We start from the raw sequence: 26705 nt of genomic DNA, 5'->3' as shown, positions 1-26705 counted from the left end.
CATTCGAATGCAGCAAGTATCACTTGAAAAACCAAAAAAGAGGAAGCTCCTTTTACAATTCATCAAATATCTCTTTACAGCACTGATTATTTTCTTGCTGGTTGTTAATTTTATTTCAGTCAGTAAGATCGAAGAAAAGCCCTTCTTCCATAATGATCGCCCCATGGTCATTGCCCACCAAGGGGGCGAACTGCTTGCCCCATCTAATACCATGGCCGCCTTTACAAATGCGGCCAATATGGGGGTAGATGTTTTAGAGACAGATCTCCATATCACCAAGGACGGACATTTAGTGGCGATCCATGATCCATCAGTAGATCGGACCACGAACGGACATGGTAAGGTTGCGGACATGACCCTTGAGGAAATTCAAAAACTCGATGCTGGTTATCATTTTAAAGATTTAGAAGGGAACTACAGCTATCGTGGAAAAGGTGTTTATATACCGACAGCCGAGGAAATCTTTCAAAAGTTTGGAAATACAGTGCGAGTCGAGATGGAGATTAAAGATGATAACCCGCCGGAGCGGTATGAAGAAATGGCTTCCAAGCTATGGACTTTAATAAAAAAATACCATATGGAGGATAAAATTTTAGTTGCTTCTTTTGATCAAGACATTCTTGATACCTTTACTACCTACTCAAAGGACAAGGTTGCCACGTCTGGAGGAAAACAAGAAGTAACAAAATTTGTCGTCTTCCATAAATTTTTTCTTCGAAACTTGTATCAACCGGAAACGGATTCCTTTCAGCTCCCAACAGAGGATAGCGGCTTTGACTTGACCGACAAAAAACTGATAAACGGCGCCCACCGTCGCGGGATGCAAATTCAGTATTGGACGATTGATGATCCAAAAACCATGAAAAAACTCATTAATTCAGGTGCGGACGGTATTTTAACCAATCGTCCGGACTTGCTCTTAGATTTACTCAAACAAAAATAGACAAAAGGCTGCAGTCATTTAATGGCTGCAGCCTTTTTCTCATTAGTTTATATCCACTTTTTCAATATTTCTAAAGGAAAAGTAGGCAATTAATGCACCGGCAATGGCTAGTGCAATCGGCACCACGATAAATGTAAAGACATTGACCCCGTCAAAGGAGGAATTTGTCAGCGAAACAAGGATAATCGCGGAAACAATGGTGGCCGGAACTGATTTCTTTCTCATTCCAAAATACAACGGAATGAGGGCCATCCCTGCTGAGGCAAGTGCGCCAAGTCCTAAACTAATCAAACTATGCTTTAATACTCCGGCCGTTAAGGACTCTGGAACAAAATGAACAAATGAATCGACCAAATAAAACACACTGCCAATCAACAGATTGGAAAATACAATCGTTACGAAGGCAAAGCTGGCAACAATCGTTAATTTGGCCGTCATGATTTTTTTTCGGCTAATTGGATACATAAATAGCAATGTGATGGAATTACTTTTATACTCGTCAATAATAATCCGCGAAATGAGCACGGCTGAAAAAATGATAAAGACGGGTTGAATGATGCTTCCCATCGCAGCAAATGCGGTAACATAATCAGGGAAGGCAATATTCCCCTCGCTCTTTTCGGCAAAATAAATCATACAAAGCACGCCCATGATCACGACATCTGCAATCAATACATTTTTTAGATAGGAAAATAGTTTAAATTTCTTCATTTCAAGACTGATTAATTTACGCACTGATTCCGCCCCCATTAATTAATGTTAAGAAATAATCTTCGAGTGAATGATTCTTTTTATTGATTTCCTCAATCATGACTCCATTTAAAATAAGTGTCTTTGATATTTCTGATTGGGTAACTCCTGAATCATAGATACGAAAACGCGCCGCATCGACGACCTTGAAATTCCGCAAATGTAAGATTTCCTCAAGGACATAAAAGGCTTTGTTCACATCGTCTACAGCTAGTTCAATATACTCCGTATTTTGTTCATGAATTTCCTCTAGGGAAACTTCTTTGATTAACTTTCCATCGCTGATAACTCCAATGGTATCGGCGATTTGTTCCATTTCACCAAGAATATGAGAGGAGATTAACATCGTGATTCCGTATTCACGGCAGAGCATATGAAAAAGGTCGCGCAGTTCTTTTATCCCGACTGGATCCAAGCCGTTGATTGGTTCATCTAGAATCAACAGCTCTGGTTTGGTTATGATGGCCCGGGCAATTCCAAGACGCTGCTTCATGCCGAGTGAGAAGTCTTTTACTGATTTATTTTCAATATTTTTTAAGTTAACCAAGTCCAAGGCAGAATCAATCGCTTTTTTATCGTAATAGCCCATATATTCACAGTGCAATTCAAGATTTTCACGGGCCGTTAATCGGTCGTAAAAAACAGGATATTCAATAATGCTGCCCATTCGCTTTAATACTTCATAAGAAGTGTTGGTGAGTTTTTCACCAAAGATTTCAATTTCACCGCTCGTCGGCTTTACCAAATTGGTCAACATCTTCATGAGCGTTGTTTTCCCTGCACCATTTGGGCCAAGAAAGCCGTAAATTTCTCCCTTTTTCACTTTCATATTTACATTTGCAACCACTTCTTTGCCTTTATAGGACTTGGTTAGTTGATTGGTTTTAATAATATAATTCATGTTTTCCGCTCCCTTTCGTCTTTAACTAATACTTATTTTAGTCAGCAGTGTTTTCTTTTTTATTAATCAAATCTTACAAAAATCTTAAGAAGCAAACGTCACTAGCTGGACGAAGAAAGGATGTCCCGAAAAACGAGCCATCCTTTGGTATTTAATATGTAATTCGCTTTAATTTCACTGTAAAGGTTGTTTTTTCATAGGGCTTACTGGTAAGCAAGATAGACCCTTCCATTTTTTCTACCAGCCTTTTCGTAATGGTTAAACCAAGCCCGCTGCCTTGATAGGATTTGTTTCGAGAATCTTCCAGTGTGTACATTCGTTCGAACACTAAATCCTTGTGGAGTTCACTGATTCCCTTTCCGCGATCCCATACGTCAATGAAAACAGATTTTTCATCACTACGAAGGGTTAACCCAAGCACTCTCCCCTCACTGCCATATTGAATAGCATTGGAAACCAGGTTATTCAAAACCCTGTCAAGTTCCTCTTCATTGCCAAGTGCATAGAGATTGACTTCCGGCAAGTTAATATCAACCTCAAATCCTTTAGAGGTTAACGTGTCATAAAAGTTTAAAATATTCTTCCGGCAAAGTTCATTCATGTTCACCCTTGTCAGCGTGAGGTCTTTATCACCAGACTCCAGCTTGGCTAAATCAAAAAACCTTTTAATTAAGTCCAAAACCTCGATGGTTTTACTGTGGACTTTTTTAAGCAGCTCTTCTGTTTCTTTCTGACTTTGATGGCGATCATTCACCATGATTTCCATATAACCAAGTACCACGGTCAGTGGAGTTTTTAAATCATGCGAAATATTGGAAAGCATTTTTCGCATCGACATCTCCGTTTTATGGTAGTTGGCCATGACCCATTGATTATGTTCTAAAAGGCGGTTAATTTGAATTAACAGCTCCTTTATGTGATCATCATTTGTATGGACCAACAGCTTTTCATCCGTTTTATCATCAATAATCCGTTTTAGCTTTTTGTGTATGTAGTTGAAATTCTCTTTTTCATTGTTTCTGGATTTATATTGTAAAAAGTTCAGCCCCGCTAAGGCTATGATGATGAGGATTAAAAAAATGATCATTGTTAAAACTCCCCAAGCTTATAACCGATTCCCCATAATGTTTTAATATATTTTGGTGCGGAAGGGTCATCCTCGATTTTTTCCCTAAGCCGTCTCATATGAACATTAATGACATTTTCATCACCATAATAGTCATCTTCCCATACTAAACTATAAATTTGCGCTTTCGTATAAACGCGGCTTGGATGGGAGATAAATAATTTTAAAATCTGAAACTCTTTAGCCGTCAGCTTGATGTCTTTTCCGTTTTTTTGTAAGGAAAAATTGTCTAAATCTAAGGTCAGCTCTCCAACCGTCAGAACCTTTTTATCCTGCTTTTCTTCTGTTCGTGAATAATGTGTCGCCCTCCTAATCGCCGCCTTTACCCTTGCCGTTAACTCAATCATCGAAAAAGGTTTCGCGATATAATCATCGGCCCCAAAGCCTAATCCTAACGCCTTATCCAAGTCCCCATCCTTTGCTGACATAATCAACACAGGAATCATACTTTTCTCGCGCACTAGTTTTAAAAGTTCCATACCGTCCAACTTGGGCAGCATTAAATCGAGTAAAATCAAATCGAACGTACCGCTGAAAAATACCTCTAGTGCTGCTTCTCCGTCAAAGGCAGGCACCACGTCAAAACCTTCTTTATTAAATTGACCTTGAACCATTTCACTAATGGCCACATCATCTTCGACTAATAAAATTTTATGTTTCATACTTTCCTCCACCTATTTACTTCTACATGGTAAATTTCCATAAATCTTGTCGAAAATCCTTTATTTGGAACATTTTTTGTTCATCTTGTACTATTACTGAGTTAAGACTGCTGTTGCCAGCCATCCTATTAAAAGGACATAGGGCAAGACCAAAAGGTAAGATAACCCCATCTTGTTTTTAGATAAAGCCTTCGAAGCCCCAATAAAAAGTAATGGAAATAGTAAACCCCAAATGAAGAATAGTGGTGTTGCTGCCAGATAAAGAGAGATTGGCAGGATGAGGATGGCAGAGATCACAAGAAGTTTAGGCCGCCTTTTCGCTATGGCGATGAAAGAGAGGATGAGCGCCACAATCATACAAGGCCAAAATAATAAAAACATAAAAACCCCCCAAGAAAAAATGGAAAATATTGATCATTTATATTTATATTCGACAACTCCCTATAATTGACCTTTCTTGTTTGGGTTCAGTAACATACAAAAAAAAACAGAGGGATAGCCCTCTGTTTTTTACATTTGGTCTAACCTGTCCAATAATTTTTTATAATTGGCCAAGGTATTTTGATCGTCAACTTTACTTCCTGATTGAAAAAAGGTGATCTTTCCTGTTCCGTCATTGATCTGATTCCTTGCTTCTAGAATCCGTTTTAAGTTCTTAGCCGTCCCAATACTGCCTGAAATGATGTCGACATCTTCAGCAAATACTTTCCTAATACTACTTTTAAAATAAGGAAAGTGAGTACACCCTAACACAACCGTTCCGTATTGATTTAAATCAAACGAGGACAATTGATCTTGTAAATAAGGGATAACTCGCTCTTCACTAAACTCGAAATTCTCCGCAAAATGGACGAGCCCTGGAAGCGGCAAGCTGTCGACAATATCATGATGATCAATTTTATTAACGAGATTATGAAACTTTTCCTCTTTAAGCGTCAATGTTGTCGCCAATACTAGAACCTTTTTTCTTTTTCCTTCACATTGTTGAACAGCAGGTTTTACTGCAGGTTCAATTCCTAAAATAGGGATATCATATGTTTTACGAAGATCTTCTATTGCGATACTTGTCGCCGTATTACAGGCGATGACAATCGCTTTTACGCCTTGATTAGCAATAAAATCGACAGCATGAAAAATATATTGTCTTACCTCTTCTTTTGGTTTGTCGCCATATGGAACGTGCTCGGTATCCGCATAAAAGATGTAGTCTTCATTCGGTAAAAACTTCAATGCTTGATGAAGGACAGTCATTCCACCAATACCCGAATCGAAAAATCCTATTTTCACTACGTTTCACTCTTCCTGTTCATTAATTCTCATCTATTTTATCATTCAAGTCCAGCCTGCACCAATTTGCCTATTTATATTTTTAAAAACCATAAATATCTTAATCGATTCGAGCCTATTTGAAAAGGAAGATGCGATAAATGCACCTTCCCCTGAGTGTTATTAATAAATCGTCTGCATCCCTTTTCCAGCAACAGTCATCCATTCAAACTGACGTAATCTTACTTCAAAGAGCGTTAATGGATCACGGAACATTTCCGGGTTAGTGTTCATCTTATTAAGCATGTCTTGGTTTGTCTGTATGCCCACCTTAGCTTCTTCAACTGCATTGTTCAACATTCTTAATGGACTTTTGAAGAACAATTGCACATCCCGATCCAGTGATTTTTCAAACAACTCAAACGGTTGGAAGAATTGCTTTTCGACTGCAGCAATCGTTTCGGCATAATCTTCATTTTCCACAAAGGATTTGTACTTGTTATAAAGCATTGCTTTATTTTGTGAAAGAGCTCCCAGAAGCTTCCCAGCACTTTTTAACAAAAATTGAGATGGCGTGCGCCGTAAAAGAATGTTGATGGACTCAAGCTGAAAACCGGTCGTCATTCGGTCCGTATCACGCCGCCAATCATCCAGCATTTTAAAGTCGCACACAAGGTTGAGGCGCTCTTCCCCATACATATGATTAAAACCTTCACCCATCTCATTCAAAAAATCTTGAGCTTGATCAAATTCCTCTTTGCAATGGTCAATCCAATTCTGCAGAGAGTTATAGAATTTTGGCATAACCGTTTGTTCCAAGTAATCTTGTATTCTTCGATTCATTTCTTCATTTAGTTCTAAGTGAATATTACTAAAATTGCTATCTTCCTTGATTAAGTCCGAGCATTCCTTCAGCATGGCAGGAATGTTTTCCGAAATATCTTTTTCAATCGTTTCTCTTATTGAACGGTAATATTTTGTAATGGCTTTGGACTTGTGAACTTCTGTGTCTTTTAGCTGGTTGACCGCACCAGTTGTTTTCATTAACATTTCTTCATTCCAGCGCACCGACTCGACCAGTTGATTCTCAACATCAATCCGTTTTTGTAACAAACTGGAGATGGTAGTCCGAATATAATATAACAGCTTTGCCAACCGTTTATCTTCTATATTCCTGGTGTTTTTTATGGACAGGATAAACTCTTGTAAATCAGCCAGCTGCTGGCTGCTTTCATATTGTGATGAAAAAGCAAACACTCTCGCATCCGGATAATAGGTTTGAATCATGGAACTTGTTTCCTCAAAAATACGAACGGCTTCCTGCTCATCAGCAATGGTATCCATCTTATTTAACAGAAAATGAACGGGAATATCTGGTGCTAATTCTTGAATTTGCGTCAGCACGCTTCGTTCTTTGTCTGTGAACGGGGCATTGGCATCCAATACAAACAAGATTGCATCAGCCACATGAAGATTCTTCAAGACTTCATAGCGGTCATAATGATTTCCTTTTAATCCAGGAGTATCCATGAATGCCACCCTATTTACGTCTAAAAATCCGGTTGGCCGTTTAAATTCAATAATGGATTCTAAGGCATTACGGCGCCGATCCATCCGTTCTTGAAATTCTGAAAAACCGTCCAAACTAGTAATCTCCCGATCGGTAATTTCCGTAATTTCTATTTCCTCAGCATGGCTAAACATCACCACTGAAGATGTAGGGCAATCTTGTAAATCTTCGCCTAAAACCGTATTTACAAAAGTAGATTTTCCCGTTCCGCTTAACCCAGTGATAAACAGATGCTGCGTGTCAAAATCAACTAATTGTTCGACCAGCCATTTAACACGGTTATTCTCACCCATCTCATGGGATTCAGCCCAATTCATAATCGCATCAAAAAGTGCCAGACACTCCTCAAGTTCATCCATCTCGGTTTCTGTTTTGCTGATAAGTTCTTCCGCCTCACTGACAATGGACGTACTAATACTTGCTGGAAACAGTTCATTCCAAGAAAGGACAGCTGCAGATGACAAAACGACACTTGGTTCATCCGCCAGCCGGAGCCAGTTTGTTAGCAAGTCTGGGATAAAATCCTGCAGCATTTTAATGAAATATCTTCCTTCAATTAAGCCAAAATAAGCGTCTTTATGGAGCTTAGAAAGTTCTGACCAATTTTCACTTCGATTAAGATCAAGATTTAATAACAGTTGGTTGATTTCTCGTAGCCAAGTAAAATAGGATTCTTCATGTTTGTAGCTTTCCCACAAGGAAGAAACCAGCTGCTCAAACTTTTTCTTATTAATGGTATACAAGAGAAATAACGCCTGAGTAAAATAACTTGGTTCGTGATTTTTCGTTACACCCTTTTGGATATACGTATTTAGCATCTCAAACCATTCTAACGACTCGGTCCGCCTTGCCTCTGTAATCGCCAGTTCAACCGCATTATTCCAATCCTGCCGATCTTCAAAAAAAGTACGGGCAATTTCAGTGACATTTGGATAGTCTGGATTTGCAACAATCGTTTTTTTGATCGTTGAGACAGCGGCATCCATCTTTTCGCGCTCAATATAAAGCGAAAATAACTGCAAGGCCACTTCGGTATTTAATGTGGAATTATCGGTGTGGATTGCCGTGTATATATCCTCGGCAGTTGATAGCATCCCAAGCTCGTAGTAGGCATCTGCTGTATTTTTCTTTGCCCATGGCTCAAGCTCGTTATTGATGTTTTCCCATTTAAAAATGGCCGTTTCAAAATCTTTATTTTGAAAATACACTTCACCCTGTGCAAAGCGTATCGATGATAAGTCTGGCAGGTCCTTTTGTGCCTCTTCCTGAAACGCCTCGCCGAGAACGCGAATCGGATGAATATTTTCATGTTCATTGATGAACATGGTATAATACGTCTTTTGTTTTAATTGCTCCTCTAACGTCATTGTCTTTCCCTCCATTTGCAAACACTCTCTGTCATTCATATGGAAAAGAGGCGTATTTATTCCATATACTATTCGACGTATGTAAAGATTTTTAGTCCCAATTATATCGATTCTATCAAACGAATTTATTAATCTGATGTCAATTATATTTCTTTTTGGAGACAAACTTATAGTGGAAATCTTCTTCATAGTGCCCGTTGGCTTCTTTTTTTCCTGCTGGCGGGCACTGTCACCTCTTCATAGTGCCCGTCGGCTTCTTTTTTTCCTGCTGGCGGGCACTGTCACCTCTTCATAGTGCCCGTCGGCTTCTTTTTTTCCTGCTAGCGGGCACTGTCACCTCTTCATAGTGCCCGTTGGCTTCTTTTTTTCCTGCTAGCGGGTACTATCACCAGAAGCACCCCTGAAAGAAAATAGCCCGCCAAAAGTGGCAGGCCCAATTCCTATCTTGTCTGCACCATTTTCCCACTCTCCTCATATAAAACTATTTCCGAAAAGTGGTGAACTGTCCTTAATTCTTCATTAAACAAATGCGATTCTTTCCACGTTTGTTCAATGAATACCTCCATCACTTTCATGGCACGTGGGTCACCACCAGCTGCATATTCAAGAGCGACGACGCTTTCAAGAATAGCTATCATCAATTGAGCTATTTTTTTTGAATGAAAGGACTTATGATCAGTCGAAGCGGACCTAACTAAATGCGTCAATGTTTCTAACTGTCCTAAGCCATTTTTCACAAATTGAGTCCACTTATTTGGTAAATGGGACACACCTGCCAGCCGGTGATTCATCTCCTCCAAGAAGAGCTCATCAGCTTTAAATTTTTCAATTAGCCGCAAGACCTCCAATCCGAGAATATTAGCTGTTCCTTCCCAAACGGTGAGCACTTGAGCATCCCTCAGTAGCCTTGGAGTAACAAAATCTTCAATAAAGCCATTCCCGCCGTGCATTTCTATCGCCTCATGTGAAAAGTGAATCGCTTGTTCTGCCGTTTCTTTTTTTAAAATAGCAATGTAAAGACGATTAAGAATGGCATCCTTCTCTTTGGCATGATTGCTCATAACCCGCTCAAATAATGGCAGGTACGTAAATACCGTTCTTGTTTCGATTTCCAGCTTTACGGCCAGCCTTGTTAAGGTATCCTTGACCATCGGATAATTTGCTAACTTACTTCCGAACGCGTCCCTTCTTAAGGCATAATCTTTCGCTTCTGAGAAAGCGCGCCGCATGATTCCAAGGGAGGCAACGGCATTACAGACCCTCGACAAATTGAGCGCTTCCATCATATAGTAAAATCCTTTGCCCGGATCTCCGACCACAAACGCCTCTGCTCCATCAAATTCAACCTCTGCTGAAGGCACGGCCCTGACTCCCAGTTTATCCTTCAAACGGCGAATTTGGATTCCATTTAGTGAACCATCATCCTTTCGCCAAGGAACCGCAAATAAACTTAGCCCTTTCGTTCCTGAAGGAGATCCCTCTCTCCTCGCTAATACCATCGCCACTCCGCACATCCCGGCATTAGAAGCAAAGTATTTTTCACCATAAAGTTTAAAGTGGTCACCGAACGGAACCGCTTTGGTCTCGTTTGCTCCAACATCGGAACCACCTTGGCGCTCTGTTAAAAATGTTGCCCCCTCATAGAGCGGTACTTCTCCAGTGGATAGGACATGCGGCAGAAACCTTTGCTTAATGTCTGCTGATGCATACTGATCCAATAAATAAGCTGTTGCCATTGTCAACGTAACGGGACAATAAAAACCAGGTTCCGTTTGTGAGAGTATATACCCTTGTGCGTAGGAATAAATGTAATTTCCTTTTTCCCCGAGTTCGGGAATTTCTTTATGCACATGACCGACTATCCCCGTATGATACGTTTCTTCGACCGTTCGCCTATATCCCTCATTGACCCATACCTCAGAAATGTCGTCACCGTAAGCATTATATTTTATTAACCGGGGCTGGCCTTCCCGATCGGTAAATCTTGCCCTTTCATCAATAACTGTTGCGCATTTTTCGCCAAAACCTGTTAACTCTTTATTCGCATAGTTAAAAAAGTTGGGATTAAGTAACTCCTTTAACAAGGATTGAAACGACAAGTCTTCTTTGTAAAAGTTCATTTTAGTTCACCCTCCTTTTTCAGAATAATCAATAAATAAATTATAGCATCTTTATTTCTAGTTAAAAATAGATTTGACAAATCTTACTTTTTCCCTGAATTACAAAGTATAATAGAACCAAATACCAAAAGGGGATTATCAATTTGGAAAAGGAACAAGCTATTTTGATAGCTAGTCAAGTGGAAAATTCAAAACCGTTGACTTATGAAATAAAAAAATTAGAGCTAGTTGGCGGGATGCTGCCAAAGTTTCATCAGTGGACCAACGAAAAGAAAGTACTGGCTGCCTTTGAAATCATTCGTCCAGAATACGAGTCTGGCTATTACTTTTTATTCATAGATTGGCATCGAAATGACAATTATTATTTAGTCATTTATGCTCATAACAAGTCCACAACTTGTGCGGAAATTCGGCAAATTATCGAACTTGATGATGGTCCGCATCTTAGTTGGACCTACCAACCATTGAAAAGAGATGGGAAAAACGACATTAGAAAAGCCTATTTTAAGCAAATGTTTGGTGAGACCAAGCTACAAATCAAACTTCCCTCCTCACCAAATGAAACGGAGGAATTTTTGGGGAAATTATTTAAACTGTGTCAAAATAGGATAAAAGCAGACCGAATCGTCGAAGTGTTTGAGTTTGAAAATTAACAGGAGTGTGGAAAATGGCGAGTTATAAAAGCTGTCAAAGCTGTGGAATGCCTTTGGCAAAAGATGAACTAGGTGGAGGAACGGAAAAGAATGGTGTGAAAAGTGTAAAGTATTGCAGTCACTGCTATATGAACGGCGAATTCACTCTACCTGACCTCACTGTAGAAGAAATGAAAGAAAGAGTTAAACAAAAGATTGTAGAATTTGGTATGCCTAAATTTATGGCGGGGCTGTTTACCCGGAATATTCATAAGCTTGAGAGATGGAAAAGATGATGCATGTCATCTTTTTTTGTTTATATAGTTTTATTATGACCGCCTGCTTTGGTTTTTTCGCCTGACGGGCACAATTACTTTTTATTATGACTGCCTGCTTCATTTTTTCCGCCTGACGGGCACAATTACTTTTTATTATGACCGCTTGCTTTGGTTTTTCAGCTTGTCGGGCACATTTACTTTTTATTTTGACCGCTTGCTTTGATTTTTCCGCTTGTCGGGCACATTTACTTTTAATTATGACCGCTTGCCTTATTTTTTCAGCTTGACGGGACAATTACTTTTTATTTTGACTGCTAGCACCAGAATCACAGAACCACAGGCACAATTATCATCTCAATCCCACAAAAAAAGGCACTGTTTTCCAGCACCCTTAGAAATTATAATACCTTACTTAAAAAGGCCTTTGTCCGCTCCTCTTGTGGGTTATCAAAAAGCTCACTAGGAACTTTCTCCTCGACAATCAGGCCGCCATCCATAAATATAACACGATCACCGACCTCTTTGGCAAAGCCCATTTCATGTGTGACGACTACCATCGTCATCCCTTCTTTGGCAAGCTGCTTCATGACTTCCAAAACCTCACCGACCATTTCGGGATCGAGTGCAGAGGTTGGTTCATCAAAAAGCATAATTTTTGGCTCCATTGCCAGCGCTCGAGCAATGGCCACCCGCTGTTTCTGCCCTCCGGATAATGAATCTGGATAGACTTCCGCTTTATCCTCCAAGCCTACTTTACGAAGAAGCACCATTCCTTTTGCTCTTGCTTGATCAGCTGGAATATTTCTGACCTTCATCGGCGCGAGCATGATATTATCAATGACCTTTTTATGAGGAAATAGATTAAATTGCTGGAATACCATCCCCACTTCTGTCCTAATTTTATTAATATCGGTTTTTTTATCCGTGATATCAACACCTTCAATTAAGACATGTCCCCCTGTAATGGTTTCTAACATATTGATACAGCGAAGAAAAGTTGATTTCCCAGAACCAGAAGGACCAATGACAACTACTACCTCTTGCGGTTTCACGGTGACATTAATGTCCTTTAGAACCTCATGTGTTCCAAATGATTTTTTTAAATTTTTCACTTGAATCATTCTGTTGCGAACCTCCTTTCAAGACGGTTTAACAAGAAGCTTAAAGAAAGGGTTAAAATAAGATAAATAACCGCCGCAGAAAGATATGGTTCCCATGGCCGCATATATTGACCTTGCATGGCACGACCCCAGTACATCAGCTCAGGAGCAGCAATTAAGGCAGCAAGGGAAGAGTCTTTAATTAAAACGATAAACTCATTGCCAAGCGGTGGAATCATCCGTTTAAAGGCTTGTGGTAAAATAACGTGTCTCATGGCTTGTCCATGTGACATCCCAAGTGACCGAGCGGCTTCCATCTGCCCCCTATCAATCGATTGAATTCCGGCACGGAATATTTCCGCAACATATGCTGCACTATTGAGAGAAAGAGCTAAAATGGCTGCCACGATGGCATTGGTATTATCTATAAATGCAGGAACGACTGCAAAATGTATTAATAAAATTTGCACCATTAGCGGGGTGCCGCGAAAAAAGTTGATATACCAAACAAACGGCAATGCATACAGCTTGTTTCGCATCATTTTTCCTAACCCGATAAATAAACCGAGAATAGTACCTATTAAAATACTAGCAATTGAAAAGCCAATCGTTAATAAGGTCCCCTTTAAAAGCAAGGGCGCGTATTCTACAATTATATCCCACCTAATATCCATATCGATTCCCCTTGTATCTCGTGTGATTTAACTATGTACTCAAGGTTAAAGTAGTTAACCAAAAATTGCGTAACTGCCTTTAGGATTAGAAGTTACGCAATTTCTTATTTTGTATATAATTTCTTTTACCTTGTGTACTGCTTCAAACTATTGTTGTTCTTTTAAAATATTGGTATCGGGTTCAACATCAAACCATTTTTTATAAATTTTTGCATATGTTCCATTGTCAATGACCTTTTTAATGGCCTTGTCTAAATCACCTTTAAGCTTACTTCCCTTTGGTAATAATAAGCCATAGAACTCATTTGCAAAGGCACCCTCGTCTTCAATAAATTCAAAATTATCTTTCGGATTATTTTTTACATAGGTTTCTACAACTGAATTATCTGCAACAACTGCATCAACGCCGCCATTTTTCAGTTCTAAGATCGCTAGATTGTTATTTTCAAACTTTTTAAGATTTGGATTGTTTTTGCCAAAAAGGGTTTCAACTACTTCTTGTCCGGTCGTTCCATTTTGGACCGCAATTTTTTTGCCTTCTAAATCTTTAGCACTCTTGATGGAGCTTCCCTTTGGTACAAGAATTTCATTCTTTGATAAAAAGTAAGGGACGGTGAAATCATAGGACTCTTCGCGTTCTGGTGTAATTGTAATCGACGAAACACCGAAATCGGCAGTTTTCCCTTCCACTTCTACAAAGACTGGATCCCAGCCAACATGTTCAATCTTCACATCATATCCAGCCTCTTTTGCCACGGCATTAACAAAATCGATATCAAAGCCAACAATTTCCCCTTTATCCTGGTATTCAAATGGTGCGTATGCAGCGTCGGTAACTACTTTTAACGTCTTTTTCTCATTTCCCCCTGTTTTACTTGTTCCACAGGCTGATAAAACTAAAAGTAGCGCGGCCATCATTACAGTTACCAATTTTAATTTCTTCATTTCTTTCCTCCTAATTATTTTTATTTATTTAAACATTAACAATATTTTGAATACAGTTGATTATACCTTTTTTTGTTTTTTTATTCAATATTTTATTTTTTCAAAATATTAAAATTGAAACCAGATATGAATGAGTATTACTCATTCATATCCATTTAACACTATGCTAAACTTGTTAAATTTATTATTGTTTCAATACAATGGAAATTCTATTCCATTTTATACATTTGTCGCTATTTTACTGCCAGTAAATAGGCATTCGCCGTCTCCCAGTATATATCAATGCATATTTTATAGGGTACTATCACATAAGGAGAGATGCCCACATGTACCCATATGGCTATTATCAACAACCACAAATACCGATGGAATACCATTCCTATGTTCCTGTTGAGCAAATGAATCCCTATCTTCCACAAGAGCAAATGAATCCCTATCTTCCACAAGAGCAAGTTAATTCCTATGTCCCATTCGACCAATATGATCCTGATAGGCAACCGCAGCAGTTAGAACGCCGCGTTAATCAGCTTGAACGACAAAATGAGCGTCAAGAAAGAGAAATCGACCAGTTGCAACGGGATGTAACCCAATTACAACGCCGTCTCCAACGTGTTAATCAACGGCTACGTGCCGTTGAAAGACGGTTCAACTTCCCATTCACACCATTTGATGGGGGGGAATATTAGAAAACATCTAGAACCAGGCAGAATGCTTGGTTCTTTCCTTTTTTAAAGACTGTAGAGTAGGATTCCCTCTCACAAATTTCCTCGATTCGGAAATTTCTTGTTAATTTTTCTCACATCTTCACAGACAAATACTCGAATTTCAGTTAACTTTTGGATATAACCTCCACTCCGAAAGGAAGATATTTAATGGCTCAACGAAATGAGATTAAATTAGCCGAAAGAATTCTCCAATTAGATCAATTAAGAGATGAACTATATGAGGAGCTCCTGAAAACCATGGGCTCAAAAGGAAATGAGCTTTTAAGAAGGCTTCAAAATACTTGATATCTGTTTGAAGGAGGAGAAACGATGACGAACCAGTTGCGTAAAGGCCTCAATCAACTAAAAAATTTTTATATAAAGAGATTAACAGAATCAGAATGTAAAGATTCATCCATCATGTTACATTCCCTCACAATCAGTGAGTTAGAGAGTCTGTATAAAAAGTTATTACCACCAAATAAGCAATAGTCTTAGTTTGAATAAACTTTTTAGTAAAGTAAGCATTATAGTTTTAAAATTCCCTTTCATGTGAGAAGATCTAACATATAATAAAAGTAGAATATTCTAACTATGAGGACAATAGGGTTGGTGAGTGACTAAGATGGGAAAAGATTTGTCATATAAAGATAAAAAGGTCATTACAATCGGCATTGTCAGAGATCTTACGGGTCTTTCCGAAAGACAAATACGGTACTATGAAGAGAGAAAATTGATTTTCCCTGAAAGATCTGCCGGTGGCAGCCGTAAATTTTCCTTTTCAGATGTGGAATTGCTGATGGAGATAGCGAACAAAATAGAGGATGGCATTCAGACACACGAAATTAGGAAGGAAATGATCCGGGAACAAAAGAAACAGAATCAAGAAGATATTCGTCGGAAAATGATTCAAGGACAGTTGAATGCTCAGTTTGGATTACGGAAGAATCATTAATATACATTGAGACATGCTTCGTTCTCTTTATGAGAAACGAGGCTTTTTCTTTGTCCAGATCCCCCGCCTACGATTGATTTTTTGACCTTTTTAAAAACCATGTAAGATTATCTTCCAGACTTATAGAAACCACCCCTCCATCCATGTCAAAATACAACTACACCACATGTTATAAAAATTAACATAATAATAAAAGGGGGAAGAAAATATGGATACAGTCTTCTTAATGAATAGTCTTTGGGTTATGGTTGGGGCAGTCCTCGTCATATTAATGCTGGGGGGGTTCATCTTACTTGAAACAGGCTCAACTAGAATGAAAAACGCAGGACATATTGCAGGGAAAACCATACTTACCTTTGGAATTAGTTCAATTATATTTTGGGCAGTCGGGTTTGGTTTAATTTTTGGCAAAGGAAACCCGATCATTGGTTTCTCCGATTTTCTTTATTCAGGCTATGACATGGATGGGCTGCCATTGTCAGGTTCGGTTTTCTTTTTATTTCAATTAGCGTTTGCCGGTATCTCCTTAACGATTGCGTTTGGCGGTTTTGCAGAACGCGCTAAACTCAGTGCTTATCTCGTGTTTGCAGTATTATTCTCCGTTATTGTTTACCCTCCGATTGCACACTGGATCTGGGGCGGCGGCTGGCTGGCAGAACACGGAAAACAAGACTTTGCAGGTTCAACAGTCGTTCACTTAACTGGAGCCATGGCAGCTTTAGCCGCTACGATCATCTTAAAACCTCGTATTGGTAAGTACAACAAAGATGGTTCTGCCAATAATCTTGCTGGTCACAACCAAGTTTTTACAGCTTTAAGCGTGTTGTTATTATGGGTAGGTTGGTTTGGATTTAACGCGGGTAGTACATTATCAGTCGACGGTGCTTTTTTCGGATTTGTCGCCATAAATACAAACTTAGCTGCAGCAGCAGGAACAATAGCAGCTATGATCGTTTCGTGGGCGGTGTTGGGTAAAGCTGATGTTCCGATGATGTTAAATGGTGCATTGGCAGGTTTAGTCGCCATTACAGCCTCCTGTGCATTTGTTGATACATGGGCTGCCGTCCTTATCGGGTTTATTTCTGGAATTCTAGTATTCTACAGCATTCGCTTCTTTGAAAGTAAAGGGATTGATGATCCAATTGCAGCACTATCTGTGCACGGCACTGCCGGGGTTTGGGGAACTTTATCGACTGGTTTCTTCGCAACAAAAGAATTAGCCACTGTCGGAAGGCCTGGTTTGTTTTATGGCGGCGGGTTCCATCAACTTGGTGTTCAAGCAATGGGCGTCGTCACCTGTGCGGCTTTTGCCTTTATCGTTTCCTTCATCCTTCTATCTGTAATGAAAAAAGCAATGAAAGGATTGCGTGTCACTGAAGAGGAAGAAATTATTGGTCTTGATATGAGTGAACATGGCAGCTATGGATACCCTGAATTGATTAAGGCTGAACAAAAGCTCAATGCATAAGGGATTAATCATTTATTTAGTGGTAGTCCATTCTAATTAACTTCAGAATGGGCTGCCAAATTGTTATATAAGAAAGGATGGTGAAAGGATGAATGCGGAGTCTTACTCAGAGGTTGCGGAATTTAGGAAAATAAGCATGGTGGAAGCAGCTCACGATCACTACAAGGTGAACAACCTGCATGATGCTATTGTTAAGCAAGTTTTACTCATAGCACTAAAACAATTTTCTACCCAACATGGCCCGCCGCCATCTTTATTTACTTTCTTTCTTATGGGAAGCGGCGGCCGTATGGAACAATCGATTTGGAGTGACCAAGACCACGGAATTATCTACTCCGAACAAAATGCTGAAATAAAGTCATACTTTTTAGCTTTAGGAAAGGAAATTTCAAAAGGACTCCACCAAGCAGGTTATCCCTATTGCGACGGCGGCGTCATGGCCAGCAATCCCTTTTGGTGCAAATCGATAACGGAATGGCACCAACAATTGTCAAACTGGATTCAGGAATCGTCATGGAAATCTATCCGCTATCTATTAATTTTTCTTGATGGAAGATCAATATATGGCGAGAGTTCATATGTAGATACGTTAAAGAAACACATCTATGAAACAGCTAATAAAAGACAGTTGATTACAAAATCATTAAGCAATACATTGCACCTCAAAAAAGGTGTAAACCTTTTAGGACAGCTGCTAGTAGAAACACACGGACCCCATGCCGGTACATTAAACATAAAAGAGATCGGCCTTTTCCCCTATGTGAACGCTGTTCGTCTTTACTCTATAAAAGAGAAAATGCTTGAAACAGCTACCCTTTCACGCCTTGAAAAGATTCCGCCTAACTGGTTTCCGTCTGGTGACAAGGAATTTTTTCAACAGCAGTTTTTAAAACTATTAAACTACCGTCTATTGTTTGCTGATCATAGCTCTTATGATTCCGGACACTACTTAGCCATTAACCGACTCACAAAAGAACAAACACGAGATGTAAAGGAAATGATTAAAAATGGCGCTGCATTATTTTACAACGTTAGAAAATTACTAGAAAAGAAGGGGTTATATGAAAATGAATGAGATGATTCAATTTTTCAGGCAAATATCCGGACGGCTCAATTCTAATATTTATGCCAGTTTACAAGATCCTTCCTCCCTGCAGCAAATAGCATTTGTAAGAGAGCTCCAAAGGGAAATGAGACAAAAAAATAGCCTGGATATCCCACTAAACGAATTAAAGGTTGTCGTGTTTGATTTAGAAACGACTGGTTTTTATCCAGAAAAGGGCGATCAAATCATCTCGATTGGAGCCATCAAAATGATCGGCGATCAAATTAAGGATTCAGAGACATTTTATTCCTTAGTTCGATCTGAGCTTCCCTTATCTGAAGAAATTATTGCATTAACCAAAATAAACGATGCCGAATTATCTACCGCCCCACCTGTATCGGAGGTACTGCTGCAATTTTTCAATTTTATAAAGAGTGATATTCTTGTTGCCCATCATGCTCATCATGAACAATCATTTATGAGAAAAGTGACCCTAAATGTATTAAAAACAAAATTTGACCATCGAATCATCGATACTTCTTTTTTAATCCGTCTAGCAAACCCCTATATGAAATCTGCTTCACTAGATGAAGTATGTAATGAATGCGGGATCGACATACAGAATCGTCACCACGCTCTAGGAGATGCCACTATGACAGCAAAAATTTGGAAGTATTATATTCGGCAGGCACAACAAAAAGGATTTTACCAGTTACGGGATGTCTATGAATATCTTGCAAAGATAGGATAAATCACTTAAACATACTTCTAATTTCACATTGAAAATAGAAGTAATGATTCGATTATTTCAAACACTTTGAGCTTGTAAACCCTCGTCATTCCTCTATGCTTGTCCTCTTTAATAACTTAATAAAAAAAATTTTCGAAAAAAAGTTTTTCTTCATTTCCTTATCACAGCAACGATGTAAACGCTATCAGTTTTTCCTATTTGTTTGAATTGTCAGATTTTAATATTGACCTTGTTTTCTTTTGGTTGTATGATTATCGAAAATAATCATCAAACTTAAAAAATTCTGAACTTACTAAACAGTTATTAGAGGAATTTATACAATTCGTTACAACAGATGGTGTTGATTGTTACCCAACTAGTACAGAACATGCCATTGTCAGTTAGGAGATAGAAAAATGCGCAGCGATATGATTAAAAAAGGAATTGATCGTGCTCCCCACCGAAGTCTATTATATGCAACTGGGGTCAAAACGAGTGACTTGGAGAAACCATTTATTGGGGTTTGTAACTCGTATATTGACATTATTCCAGGACATAAACATCTTAATCATTTCGGTGAAATTGTTAAAGAAGCGATTCGGGAAGCAGGTGGTATCCCATTTGAGTTTAATACCATTGGTGTAGATGACGGAATTGCCATGGGGCATATTGGTATGCGTTATTCCCTTCCTAGCCGCGAAATTATCGCAGATAGTGCGGAAACAGTCATCAACGCTCATTGGTTTGATGGGGTTTTTTACATTCCGAACTGTGACAAAATCACACCAGGAATGTTAATGGCGGCTGCGAGAACTAATGTTCCTTCCGTATTTGTTTCAGGGGGGCCAATGGAAGCAGGCACTTCACCTTCGACAGGAAAGAATCTTTCCCTTACCTCGGTTTTTGAAGGGGTTGGTGCTTACCATAACGGGACCATTAGTCAACAACAGCTTTTAGACATTGAAACCAATGCCTGCCCAACTTGTGGATCTTGTTCAGGGATGTTTACCGCTAACTCGATGAACTGTTTAATGGAGGTTCTAGGAATGACAGTTCCCGGTAACGGAACCATTGTTGCTACATCAGAAGAACGGCATGAACTAATCCGTCAAGCAGCAAGACATTTAATTGAATTAGTTAAACAAGATATTCGACCACGTGACATCATTACCCGCGATGCGATCGACGATGCCTTTGCACTTGACATGGCAATGGGCGGGTCAACTAATACCGTACTTCATACATTGGCAATCGCCCATGAAGCCGGAATTGACTATGATTTACGTGATATTAACAAAATTGCTGAAAGAGTTCCTTACTTAGCAAAAATTATGCCAGCTTCCGATTATTCAATGGATGATGTTCATCGGGCGGGCGGTGTGAGTGCCATCATTAATGAACTTTATAAAGTTGAGGGCGCCTTACATAAAGACCGCTTAACGATTACTGGAAAGACTCTTGCAGAAAATGTGAAAGATGCAACAATCACTAATGAAGCGGTGATCCGGACAAAAGATAATCCATATAGCCCAGTTGGTGGACTGTCCATCCTATATGGAAACATTGCTCCAGATGGCGCCGTTATCAAGGTTGGTGCAGTTGATCCTTCTATTAAAACCTTCTTGGGTGAAGCCATCGTCTTTGAAAACCAGGATGACGCACAAGAAAATATTAATAACGGCACAGTCAAAGCAGGTCACGTTGTGGTCATTCGTTATGAAGGACCTAAAGGCGGACCTGGCATGCCAGAAATGCTGGCACCTACCTCTGCTATTATGGGACGCGGATTAGGTAAAGAAGTTGCCCTTATAACAGATGGCCGCTTCTCGGGTGCCAGCCGCGGAATCTCCATTGGTCATATCTCACCAGAAGCAGCAGAAGGCGGTCCAATCGCATTAGTTGAAAATGGTGATAAAATCTTAATTGATCTTGAAGCACGTTCCATCGAACTTCTTGTGGATGATGAAGTGTTAGCTGAAAGACAAAAGGCCTGGGTGAAACCAGAGCCAAAAATCAAAACTGGTTATCTAGCAAAATATGCTAAACTTGTAACCTCTGCCAATACTGGCGGAATCATGAAATTCTAAAAGGCGGTAACGTCCATTTAGCCTAGATTGTTATACAAGGGAATCCCTAGTACCTTTCCCCTTCCCTAAGGAAGTTACGGTGCTAAAGCGTTAAATGAATTTCATTTGACAAAAAAATACCATTAAATCGATGACGGGAATAAAGGAATAAGAAAATGTATTTTCAGAGAGCTGGGGTTGCTGGAAGCCCAGTAATACAACTTATTCTGACATCATCCCTGAGTATTGAGCTGAACGGTCAACTTAGTAGGCTCAATCAGGTGTTCATATGGGCACCTGTTACCAAAAGAAGCGTATATTTTGTCGCTTCATAAGGCAGTATTCGTAAGGATACTGTAAAAACCGGGTGGTACCGAGAAAAAGAAAGACCTATTCTCCCCGATTATTCTGCTTTGTTGTCCTCACTGCAGTGTATTCGTGGAGAATAGGTCTTTTTACGATGTTATGTATCTTATTTTTTACAAGACACAGCATGTGCTGAGTTTTTTAAATATTCAAATACCCTAAGGAGGGATTACGACGTGAAAGTAGAAGCAAAAAAGCTTGATGTCCAAACTAGTACCGAGCCCAAAACCGGTGCAGACCTTCTCATCGACTTACTGAAAAAAGAAGGAGTTGAGACACTGTTTGGATATCCCGGAGGTGCCGTCCTGCCAATTTATGATGCCATTTACCGGGCACGGGGTACAATCAAGCACGTCCTTTTCCGTCACGAACAAGGTATGATTCATGCTGCTGAAGGTTATGCCCGGGTTACTGGGAAACCAGGAGTTGTCATTGCTACATCTGGACCTGGAGCAACTAACCTGGTTACAGGAATAACCGATGCGATGATGGATTCCCTGCCGCTTGTGATCTTTACCGGTCAGGTTGCAAGGAGTGTAATCGGGACAGATGCTTTTCAAGAAGCCGATGTGATGGCCATTACCACACCGATTACCAAACATAATTATCAGGTTCAATCAATCGCGGACTTACCACGCATCGTTAAGGAAGCCTTCCATATTGCTTCTACCGGCCGGCCAGGTCCAGTTTTGGTCGATGTTCCTAAAGATATCTCCGCCGGATTTTTAATGGAAGAACCTGAAGAAGGCAGAATTAATTTACCTGGATACCAGCCAACAACCAAGCCAAATCCATTACAAATTAAAAAGCTTGCCGATTCTATTTCAAAAGCAGTTAAACCAGTAATTCTTTCTGGTGCTGGAGTTCTCCACGGAAGAGCATCTTCCGAATTAAGGGCTTTGGCAGAAAAACACCAAATTCCGGTAGTTACTACTTTACTGGGACTAGGTACCTTTCCGGCAGATAATCCCCTTTCGTTAGGCATGGCTGGAATGCACGGAACATATGCAGCGAACATGGCCATTTATGAATGCGATCTGCTTATCAACTTTGGAGCCCGCTTCGATGACAGACTTACAGGTAATCTTAAACACTTCGCACCTTTTGCGAAGGTTGCCCATATTGACATTGACCCAGCTGAAATTGGTAAAAATGTTCCAACTCATCTTCCAATCGTTTCGGATACGAAAGAGGCCTTACGCGAGTTGCTTGACCAGGAGACTGAAACACCGAAAACAGGTGAATGGCTCCAAAAGCTAAGTCAATACAAACACGAATATCCGCTTTGGTATAAACATGATCCAAACGGAATGTGTCCACAATGGGTCATCGAAGCCGTTCATAAAGTAACGAACGGTGAAGCGATAGTCGCAACCGATGTTGGCCAGCATCAAATGTGGGCAGCCCAGTATTACACTTTTAATGAACCGCACCATTGGATTACTTCTGGCGGACTTGGAACAATGGGCTTCGGTTTCCCTGCAGCAATAGGTGCTCAAATTGCTGCACCAGATAGTACCGTTGTAGCGATTGTTGGGGATGGCGGCTTTCAAATGACACTTCAGGAGTTATCGATTATTTATGAAAGAAACCTTCCAGTAAAAATCATCATTGTTAATAATGGTGCATTAGGAATGGTTCGCCAGTGGCAGGAACTATTACATGGAAACAGAATTTCAGAATCGATTCTTCATACACAGCCTGATTTCGTCAAACTTGCTGACAGCTATTCTATTAAGGGCTATCGAGTTAACAATCAGGAAGAACTGATTACCGTTCTACCTGAAGTATTTGCCCATAATGGCCCTGTTTTAGTTGATTGTCGTGTCTTGCAGCAGGAAAAAGTTTTCCCAATGATAGCCCCGGGCAAAGGAATTCATGAAATGATTGGGGTGAAACCATGAAACGGATCATAACAGCAACGGTCCAAGACCGAAGCGGTGTGCTAAATCGTGTCACCGGCCTTTTGCAAAGGCGCCAGTTCAATATTGAAAGTATCTCAGTCGGTCCATCAGAAACGGAGGGGATTTCAAAAATGACCCTGGTGGTCGAGGTTGAAGATGAACAACGACTTGAGCAGGTGACAAAACAATTAAACAAGCAAATTGATGTTTTAAAAGTTTCCGATATTACTGATAAAGCCATTGTTGCCAGGGAACTTGCCTTAATTAAAGTGGCTAGCAACAGCCAATTACGCAGTGAAATTAACGGAATTATTGATCCGTTCCGTGCCTTAATTATTGATGTGAGCAAAGACAGTCTGGCTGTTCAAATTACAGGTCGACCCGATAAAATCGATGCTTTGATTGAAATGCTCCGTCCTTACGGCATAAAAGAAATTGCCAGAACCGGTCTGACCGCCCTCCAACGTGGGCACCAGCCACAAGTAAACGAACTAGCAACATACTCACTATTAAAATAATACTATTCCTGAAAGGATGATTAATAATGGTAAAGGTACTTTATAACGGAGATATTCAAGAGGAAGTTTTACAAGGAAAGAAAATCGCAATCATCGGTTATGGATCTCAAGGTCATGCACATGCACTTAACTTAAAAGAAAGCGGCTTTGATGTTGTCGTTGGCTTACGCGGTGGAAAGTCATGGGATAAAGCAGTGGAAGATGGCGTGGATGTTCGTTCCGTTGCCGAAGCAACTGCTGCAGCAGATGTGGTGATGGTTCTTCTTCCGGACGAAATGCAGCCAAAGGTTTATGAAGAAAGCATTAAACCAAATCTTGAAGCTGGTAATTCCTTAGTATTTGCCCATGGATTCAATATTCATTTCAGCCAAATCGTCCCTCCTGCGGACGTTGATGTATTCTTAGTAGCACCTAAAGGCCCAGGACATTTAGTTCGCCGTACGTATACAGAAGGTGCCGGAGTTCCAGCACTATATGCGGTTTACCAAGACCACACTGGTCAAGCACGCGATGTAGCACTTGCTTATGCAAAAGGAATCGGTGCTGCCCGTGCCGGAGTATTAGAAACAACTTTCCAAGAAGAAACCGAAACAGATCTATTCGGAGAACAAGCGGTTCTTTGCGGTGGTACTACTGCCCTAATCAAAGCAGGCTTCGAAACACTAGTAGAAGCAGGTTATCAGCCTGAAGTGGCATATTTCGAGTGTTTACATGAGTTGAAATTAATCGTTGACCTTCTATATGAAGGTGGCTTAGAAAACATGCGCTATTCAATCTCGGATACAGCTCAGTGGGGAGATTTCGTTTCCGGCCCGCGTGTTGTAAATGAAGATACAAAAGCACGCATGAAGGAAGTCTTAAAAGATATCCAAACAGGTAAATTTGCTCATGGCTGGATCTTAGAAAACCAAGCAAATCGTCCACAATTTAACGCAATTAACCGCGCTGAGAACAATCACCAAATTGAACAAGTCGGCCGTGAACTTCGTGCCTTAATGCCGTTTATTAAAAAGCCAGTAACTGCAAAGAAGGAAGTGGTGGTAAATGGTTCACGTTAATATCTTTGATACAACCTTACGTGATGGCGAACAGTCCCCTGGTGTGAATTTAAACCAGCTTGAAAAATTGGAAATTGCCAAACAGCTCGAGCGGTTTGGCGTGGACATTATGGAGGCCGGTTTTCCGGCTTCCTCTCAAGGCGATTTCGAAGCAGTAAGAGCTATTGCCCAAACGATCAAAAATTCATCGGTTACCGGCTTGGCACGCGCAACAAAATCGGACATTGACATTGCGTGGGATGCGTTAAAAGATGCAGCGGAACCAAGGTTGCATGTTTTTCTTGCAACCTCCCCCATCCATATGCAATATAAGCTGTTGAAAACGCCTGAAGAAGTTTTGACAACTGCCGTTGATATGGTTGCATATGCCAAAACGAGATTCCCCCATATTGAATGGTCAGCTGAAGATGCTTCTCGTTCTGATTTAGATTTTCTTGTAAAAATCATTACAAAGGTAATTGATGCAGGTGCAACAGTTATCAATCTTCCTGATACGGTCGGCTACACAACACCTGAAGAATATGGACGGATGTTCCGTTACATCAGAGAAAACGTACCAAATATCCATAAAGTTGCCTTATCCTGTCATTGTCATGATGACCTCGGAATGGCCGTTGCCAATTCTATCGCAGCTGTTGAAAACGGAGTTACCCAAGTCGAGGGTACAATAAATGGCATCGGTGAACGTGCTGGTAATGCCTCCCTAGAGGAAATTGCCGTCGCCTTTAATATTCGAAAAGATAAATATCCTTTTACTACTAATCTAGTGTTAAACGAAATAAAACGTACCAGTGACCTTGTCAGCCGCTTTACAGGTATGATTGTCCCGCCTAACAAAGCAGTTGTCGGAAAAAATGCCTTCGCCCATGAATCAGGGATCCATCAGGATGGTGTATTAAAGAATACGTTAACGTATGAAATTATTACCCCTGAGTTAGTTGGCGTAAAATCTAATGATTTAGTACTTGGGAAACACTCAGGCCGCCATGCTTTTAAAGACAAAATTGAGCAAATGGGCTTTAGCTTATCCACCGAAAAGCTGGGAGAAGCCTTCACTTCATTTAAACAGTTAACAGATCGTAAAAAAGAAGTTACTGACGAAGATTTATTTACCATTTTAACCGATATCCAAACAACAACTATTGATGTGAAGAAATATGAACTAGTTGCTTTCCAAGTTCAGTATGGTTCTGCCAACCTCCCTACCGCAACGGTTGCACTCATCACTCCAGAAGGAGACCGAGTGGAAACAGCCAGAACAGGTTCAGGAAGTGTGGAAGCACTCATGAACACTCTTGAAGCACTTATTAAAGAGGAAATACATTTGACCGACTATCGATTAAGCTCTGTTGGGCAAGGCCGTGATGCCCTTGCCGAAGTGCATGTAAAAATGACCGTCAATGGCATGGCTTTCAGCGGACGCGGCTCTGCGCAAGACGTTCTCGAAGCATCGGCTAGATCCTTTTTAAACGCCGTCAATCGTGTATTTTATAATCAAAAAAACAGTGTGAAAGAACCGGCTTTGTAAGAAAAGCGCTGGAGCTGGACATTTCTCAA

26 protein-coding genes are annotated in these 26705 nt (G+C 40.1%); 15 read left to right on the top strand and 11 right to left on the bottom strand.

The window, feature by feature from the left end:
- Positions 1 to 7: 7 nt before the first annotated feature.
- On the top strand, positions 8 to 943 hold the full coding sequence (locus AC4E8C_RS04775; protein WP_490210695.1) for a glycerophosphodiester phosphodiesterase family protein: 936 nt from the start codon (positions 8 to 10) through the stop codon (positions 941 to 943).
- A gap of 42 nt (positions 944 to 985) precedes the next feature.
- On the opposite strand, the gene AC4E8C_RS04770 is transcribed toward AC4E8C_RS04775, so the two are convergent.
- The 8 genes from AC4E8C_RS04770 to AC4E8C_RS04735 all read right to left on the bottom strand — a co-directional run bounded on the left by AC4E8C_RS04770 (position 986) and on the right by AC4E8C_RS04735 (position 10705).
- The gene (locus AC4E8C_RS04770) at positions 986 to 1678 is read right to left on the bottom strand and encodes an ABC transporter permease (RefSeq protein ID WP_490210693.1); all 693 of its coding nucleotides are present in this window, start codon (positions 1676 to 1678) and stop codon (positions 986 to 988) included.
- Entirely contained in the window at positions 1671 to 2594 is a 924-nt protein-coding gene (locus tag AC4E8C_RS04765) for an ABC transporter ATP-binding protein (RefSeq protein ID WP_490210692.1), read from the bottom strand. Before AC4E8C_RS04765 ends, AC4E8C_RS04770 begins: the two co-directional genes overlap by 8 nt.
- 151 nt (positions 2595 to 2745) lie before the next feature.
- Positions 2746 to 3681, bottom strand: a complete 936-nt coding sequence (locus AC4E8C_RS04760) for a sensor histidine kinase (RefSeq protein WP_490210690.1) — start codon at positions 3679 to 3681, stop codon at positions 2746 to 2748.
- A gap of 2 nt (positions 3682 to 3683) precedes the next feature.
- The gene (locus AC4E8C_RS04755) at positions 3684 to 4382 is read right to left on the bottom strand and encodes a response regulator transcription factor (RefSeq protein WP_490210688.1); all 699 of its coding nucleotides are present in this window, start codon (positions 4380 to 4382) and stop codon (positions 3684 to 3686) included.
- 93 nt (positions 4383 to 4475) lie between these two features.
- A complete protein-coding gene (locus tag AC4E8C_RS04750; protein ID WP_490210687.1) occupies positions 4476 to 4763 on the bottom strand; it encodes a hypothetical protein in 288 nt (95 codons plus the stop codon).
- A gap of 129 nt (positions 4764 to 4892) precedes the next feature.
- Positions 4893 to 5669: a glutamate racemase gene (gene murI, locus AC4E8C_RS04745; protein ID WP_490210685.1), complete on the bottom strand. Its 777-nt coding sequence runs from the start codon at positions 5667 to 5669 to the stop codon at positions 4893 to 4895.
- Positions 5670 to 5831: 162 nt separating this feature from the next.
- Positions 5832 to 8585, bottom strand: a complete 2754-nt coding sequence (locus AC4E8C_RS04740) for a dynamin family protein (RefSeq protein WP_490210683.1) — start codon at positions 8583 to 8585, stop codon at positions 5832 to 5834.
- Positions 8586 to 9025: 440 nt separating this feature from the next.
- Positions 9026 to 10705: an acyl-CoA dehydrogenase family protein gene (locus AC4E8C_RS04735; protein ID WP_490210682.1), complete on the bottom strand. Its 1680-nt coding sequence runs from the start codon at positions 10703 to 10705 to the stop codon at positions 9026 to 9028.
- A 143-nt stretch (positions 10706 to 10848) separates the two neighbouring features.
- Here AC4E8C_RS04735 and AC4E8C_RS04730 point away from each other — a divergent pair, with 143 nt between their 5' ends.
- Complete coding sequence (locus tag AC4E8C_RS04730) at positions 10849 to 11358, top strand: hypothetical protein (RefSeq protein ID WP_490210680.1); 510 nt, start codon at positions 10849 to 10851, stop codon at positions 11356 to 11358.
- Positions 11359 to 11372: 14 nt separating this feature from the next.
- The gene (locus AC4E8C_RS04725) at positions 11373 to 11633 is read left to right on the top strand and encodes a zinc ribbon domain-containing protein (RefSeq protein ID WP_490210678.1); all 261 of its coding nucleotides are present in this window, start codon (positions 11373 to 11375) and stop codon (positions 11631 to 11633) included.
- 380 nt (positions 11634 to 12013) lie between these two features.
- On the opposite strand, the gene AC4E8C_RS04720 is transcribed toward AC4E8C_RS04725, so the two are convergent.
- The 3 genes from AC4E8C_RS04720 to AC4E8C_RS04710 all read right to left on the bottom strand — a co-directional run bounded on the left by AC4E8C_RS04720 (position 12014) and on the right by AC4E8C_RS04710 (position 14334).
- Entirely contained in the window at positions 12014 to 12736 is a 723-nt protein-coding gene (locus tag AC4E8C_RS04720) for an amino acid ABC transporter ATP-binding protein (RefSeq protein ID WP_490210676.1), read from the bottom strand.
- Positions 12733 to 13389, bottom strand: a complete 657-nt coding sequence (locus AC4E8C_RS04715; protein WP_490210674.1) for an amino acid ABC transporter permease — start codon at positions 13387 to 13389, stop codon at positions 12733 to 12735. The genes AC4E8C_RS04720 and AC4E8C_RS04715 overlap by 4 nt, the downstream gene beginning before the upstream one ends.
- Before the next feature lie 147 nt (positions 13390 to 13536).
- Entirely contained in the window at positions 13537 to 14334 is a 798-nt protein-coding gene (locus tag AC4E8C_RS04710) for a basic amino acid ABC transporter substrate-binding protein (RefSeq protein WP_490210673.1), read from the bottom strand.
- A gap of 326 nt (positions 14335 to 14660) precedes the next feature.
- Between AC4E8C_RS04710 and AC4E8C_RS04705 the strand changes: the two genes are divergently transcribed.
- The 12 genes from AC4E8C_RS04705 (at position 14661) to AC4E8C_RS04650 (ending at position 26676) form a co-directional block, all read left to right on the top strand.
- Positions 14661 to 15020: a PspA/IM30 family protein gene (locus AC4E8C_RS04705; RefSeq protein WP_490210671.1), complete on the top strand. Its 360-nt coding sequence runs from the start codon at positions 14661 to 14663 to the stop codon at positions 15018 to 15020.
- Between the two features lie 186 nt (positions 15021 to 15206).
- Positions 15207 to 15344 (top strand): hypothetical protein, encoded by a 138-nt coding sequence (locus AC4E8C_RS04700; RefSeq protein WP_490210669.1) that lies wholly within the window; start codon positions 15207 to 15209, stop codon positions 15342 to 15344.
- 24 nt (positions 15345 to 15368) lie between these two features.
- Positions 15369 to 15530 (top strand): hypothetical protein, encoded by a 162-nt coding sequence (locus tag AC4E8C_RS04695; RefSeq protein ID WP_490210667.1) that lies wholly within the window; start codon positions 15369 to 15371, stop codon positions 15528 to 15530.
- A 133-nt stretch (positions 15531 to 15663) separates the two neighbouring features.
- Complete coding sequence (locus AC4E8C_RS04690) at positions 15664 to 15993, top strand: MerR family transcriptional regulator (protein WP_490210665.1); 330 nt, start codon at positions 15664 to 15666, stop codon at positions 15991 to 15993.
- Positions 15994 to 16201: 208 nt separating this feature from the next.
- A complete protein-coding gene (locus tag AC4E8C_RS04685; RefSeq protein WP_490210664.1) occupies positions 16202 to 17461 on the top strand; it encodes an ammonium transporter in 1260 nt (419 codons plus the stop codon).
- A gap of 88 nt (positions 17462 to 17549) precedes the next feature.
- Complete coding sequence (locus AC4E8C_RS04680) at positions 17550 to 18536, top strand: DUF294 nucleotidyltransferase-like domain-containing protein (RefSeq protein ID WP_490210662.1); 987 nt, start codon at positions 17550 to 17552, stop codon at positions 18534 to 18536.
- A complete protein-coding gene (locus tag AC4E8C_RS04675) occupies positions 18529 to 19257 on the top strand; it encodes an exonuclease domain-containing protein (protein WP_490210660.1) in 729 nt (242 codons plus the stop codon). Before AC4E8C_RS04680 ends, AC4E8C_RS04675 begins: the two co-directional genes overlap by 8 nt.
- Before the next feature lie 395 nt (positions 19258 to 19652).
- Entirely contained in the window at positions 19653 to 21323 is a 1671-nt protein-coding gene (ilvD, locus tag AC4E8C_RS04670) for a dihydroxy-acid dehydratase (RefSeq protein ID WP_490210658.1), read from the top strand.
- Positions 21324 to 21844: 521 nt separating this feature from the next.
- The gene (gene ilvB, locus AC4E8C_RS04665; protein WP_490210656.1) at positions 21845 to 23572 is read left to right on the top strand and encodes a biosynthetic-type acetolactate synthase large subunit; all 1728 of its coding nucleotides are present in this window, start codon (positions 21845 to 21847) and stop codon (positions 23570 to 23572) included.
- Complete coding sequence (gene ilvN / locus AC4E8C_RS04660; RefSeq protein ID WP_335471537.1) at positions 23569 to 24090, top strand: acetolactate synthase small subunit; 522 nt, start codon at positions 23569 to 23571, stop codon at positions 24088 to 24090. The genes ilvB and ilvN overlap by 4 nt, the downstream gene beginning before the upstream one ends.
- 26 nt (positions 24091 to 24116) lie before the next feature.
- A complete protein-coding gene (gene ilvC / locus AC4E8C_RS04655) occupies positions 24117 to 25148 on the top strand; it encodes a ketol-acid reductoisomerase (RefSeq protein ID WP_490210654.1) in 1032 nt (343 codons plus the stop codon).
- Positions 25135 to 26676: a 2-isopropylmalate synthase gene (locus AC4E8C_RS04650; protein ID WP_490210652.1), complete on the top strand. Its 1542-nt coding sequence runs from the start codon at positions 25135 to 25137 to the stop codon at positions 26674 to 26676. Before ilvC ends, AC4E8C_RS04650 begins: the two co-directional genes overlap by 14 nt.
- Positions 26677 to 26705: the final 29 nt, after the last annotated feature.

The organism is Neobacillus sp. SRL179, from assembly GCF_984799095.1.
The sequence above is the reverse complement of the archived record's forward strand: the minus strand, read 5'-3'. Positions and strand labels throughout refer to the sequence as shown.

Coding starts and splice junctions, on each gene's coding strand:
- AC4E8C_RS04775 (WP_490210695.1), top strand. CDS start 8: ATGCAGCAAGTATCACTTGAAAAACCAAAAAAGAGGAAGCTCCTTTTA.
- AC4E8C_RS04765 (WP_490210692.1), bottom strand. CDS start 2,594: ATGAATTATATTATTAAAACCAATCAACTAACCAAGTCCTATAAAGGC.
- AC4E8C_RS04760 (WP_490210690.1), bottom strand. CDS start 3,681: ATGATCATTTTTTTAATCCTCATCATCATAGCCTTAGCGGGGCTGAAC.
- AC4E8C_RS04755 (WP_490210688.1), bottom strand. CDS start 4,382: ATGAAACATAAAATTTTATTAGTCGAAGATGATGTGGCCATTAGTGAA.
- AC4E8C_RS04750 (WP_490210687.1), bottom strand. CDS start 4,763: ATGTTTTTATTATTTTGGCCTTGTATGATTGTGGCGCTCATCCTCTCT.
- AC4E8C_RS04740 (WP_490210683.1), bottom strand. CDS start 8,585: ATGACGTTAGAGGAGCAATTAAAACAAAAGACGTATTATACCATGTTC.
- AC4E8C_RS04735 (WP_490210682.1), bottom strand. CDS start 10,705: ATGAACTTTTACAAAGAAGACTTGTCGTTTCAATCCTTGTTAAAGGAG.
- AC4E8C_RS04725 (WP_490210678.1), top strand. CDS start 11,373: ATGGCGAGTTATAAAAGCTGTCAAAGCTGTGGAATGCCTTTGGCAAAA.
- AC4E8C_RS04720 (WP_490210676.1), bottom strand. CDS start 12,736: ATGATTCAAGTGAAAAATTTAAAAAAATCATTTGGAACACATGAGGTT.
- AC4E8C_RS04715 (WP_490210674.1), bottom strand. CDS start 13,389: ATGGATATTAGGTGGGATATAATTGTAGAATACGCGCCCTTGCTTTTA.
- AC4E8C_RS04710 (WP_490210673.1), bottom strand. CDS start 14,334: ATGAAGAAATTAAAATTGGTAACTGTAATGATGGCCGCGCTACTTTTA.
- AC4E8C_RS04705 (WP_490210671.1), top strand. CDS start 14,661: ATGTACCCATATGGCTATTATCAACAACCACAAATACCGATGGAATAC.
- AC4E8C_RS04700 (WP_490210669.1), top strand. CDS start 15,207: ATGGCTCAACGAAATGAGATTAAATTAGCCGAAAGAATTCTCCAATTA.
- AC4E8C_RS04695 (WP_490210667.1), top strand. CDS start 15,369: ATGACGAACCAGTTGCGTAAAGGCCTCAATCAACTAAAAAATTTTTAT.
- AC4E8C_RS04690 (WP_490210665.1), top strand. CDS start 15,664: ATGGGAAAAGATTTGTCATATAAAGATAAAAAGGTCATTACAATCGGC.
- AC4E8C_RS04685 (WP_490210664.1), top strand. CDS start 16,202: ATGGATACAGTCTTCTTAATGAATAGTCTTTGGGTTATGGTTGGGGCA.
- AC4E8C_RS04680 (WP_490210662.1), top strand. CDS start 17,550: ATGAATGCGGAGTCTTACTCAGAGGTTGCGGAATTTAGGAAAATAAGC.
- AC4E8C_RS04675 (WP_490210660.1), top strand. CDS start 18,529: ATGAATGAGATGATTCAATTTTTCAGGCAAATATCCGGACGGCTCAAT.
- ilvD (WP_490210658.1), top strand. CDS start 19,653: ATGCGCAGCGATATGATTAAAAAAGGAATTGATCGTGCTCCCCACCGA.
- ilvN (WP_335471537.1), top strand. CDS start 23,569: ATGAAACGGATCATAACAGCAACGGTCCAAGACCGAAGCGGTGTGCTA.
- ilvC (WP_490210654.1), top strand. CDS start 24,117: ATGGTAAAGGTACTTTATAACGGAGATATTCAAGAGGAAGTTTTACAA.
- AC4E8C_RS04650 (WP_490210652.1), top strand. CDS start 25,135: ATGGTTCACGTTAATATCTTTGATACAACCTTACGTGATGGCGAACAG.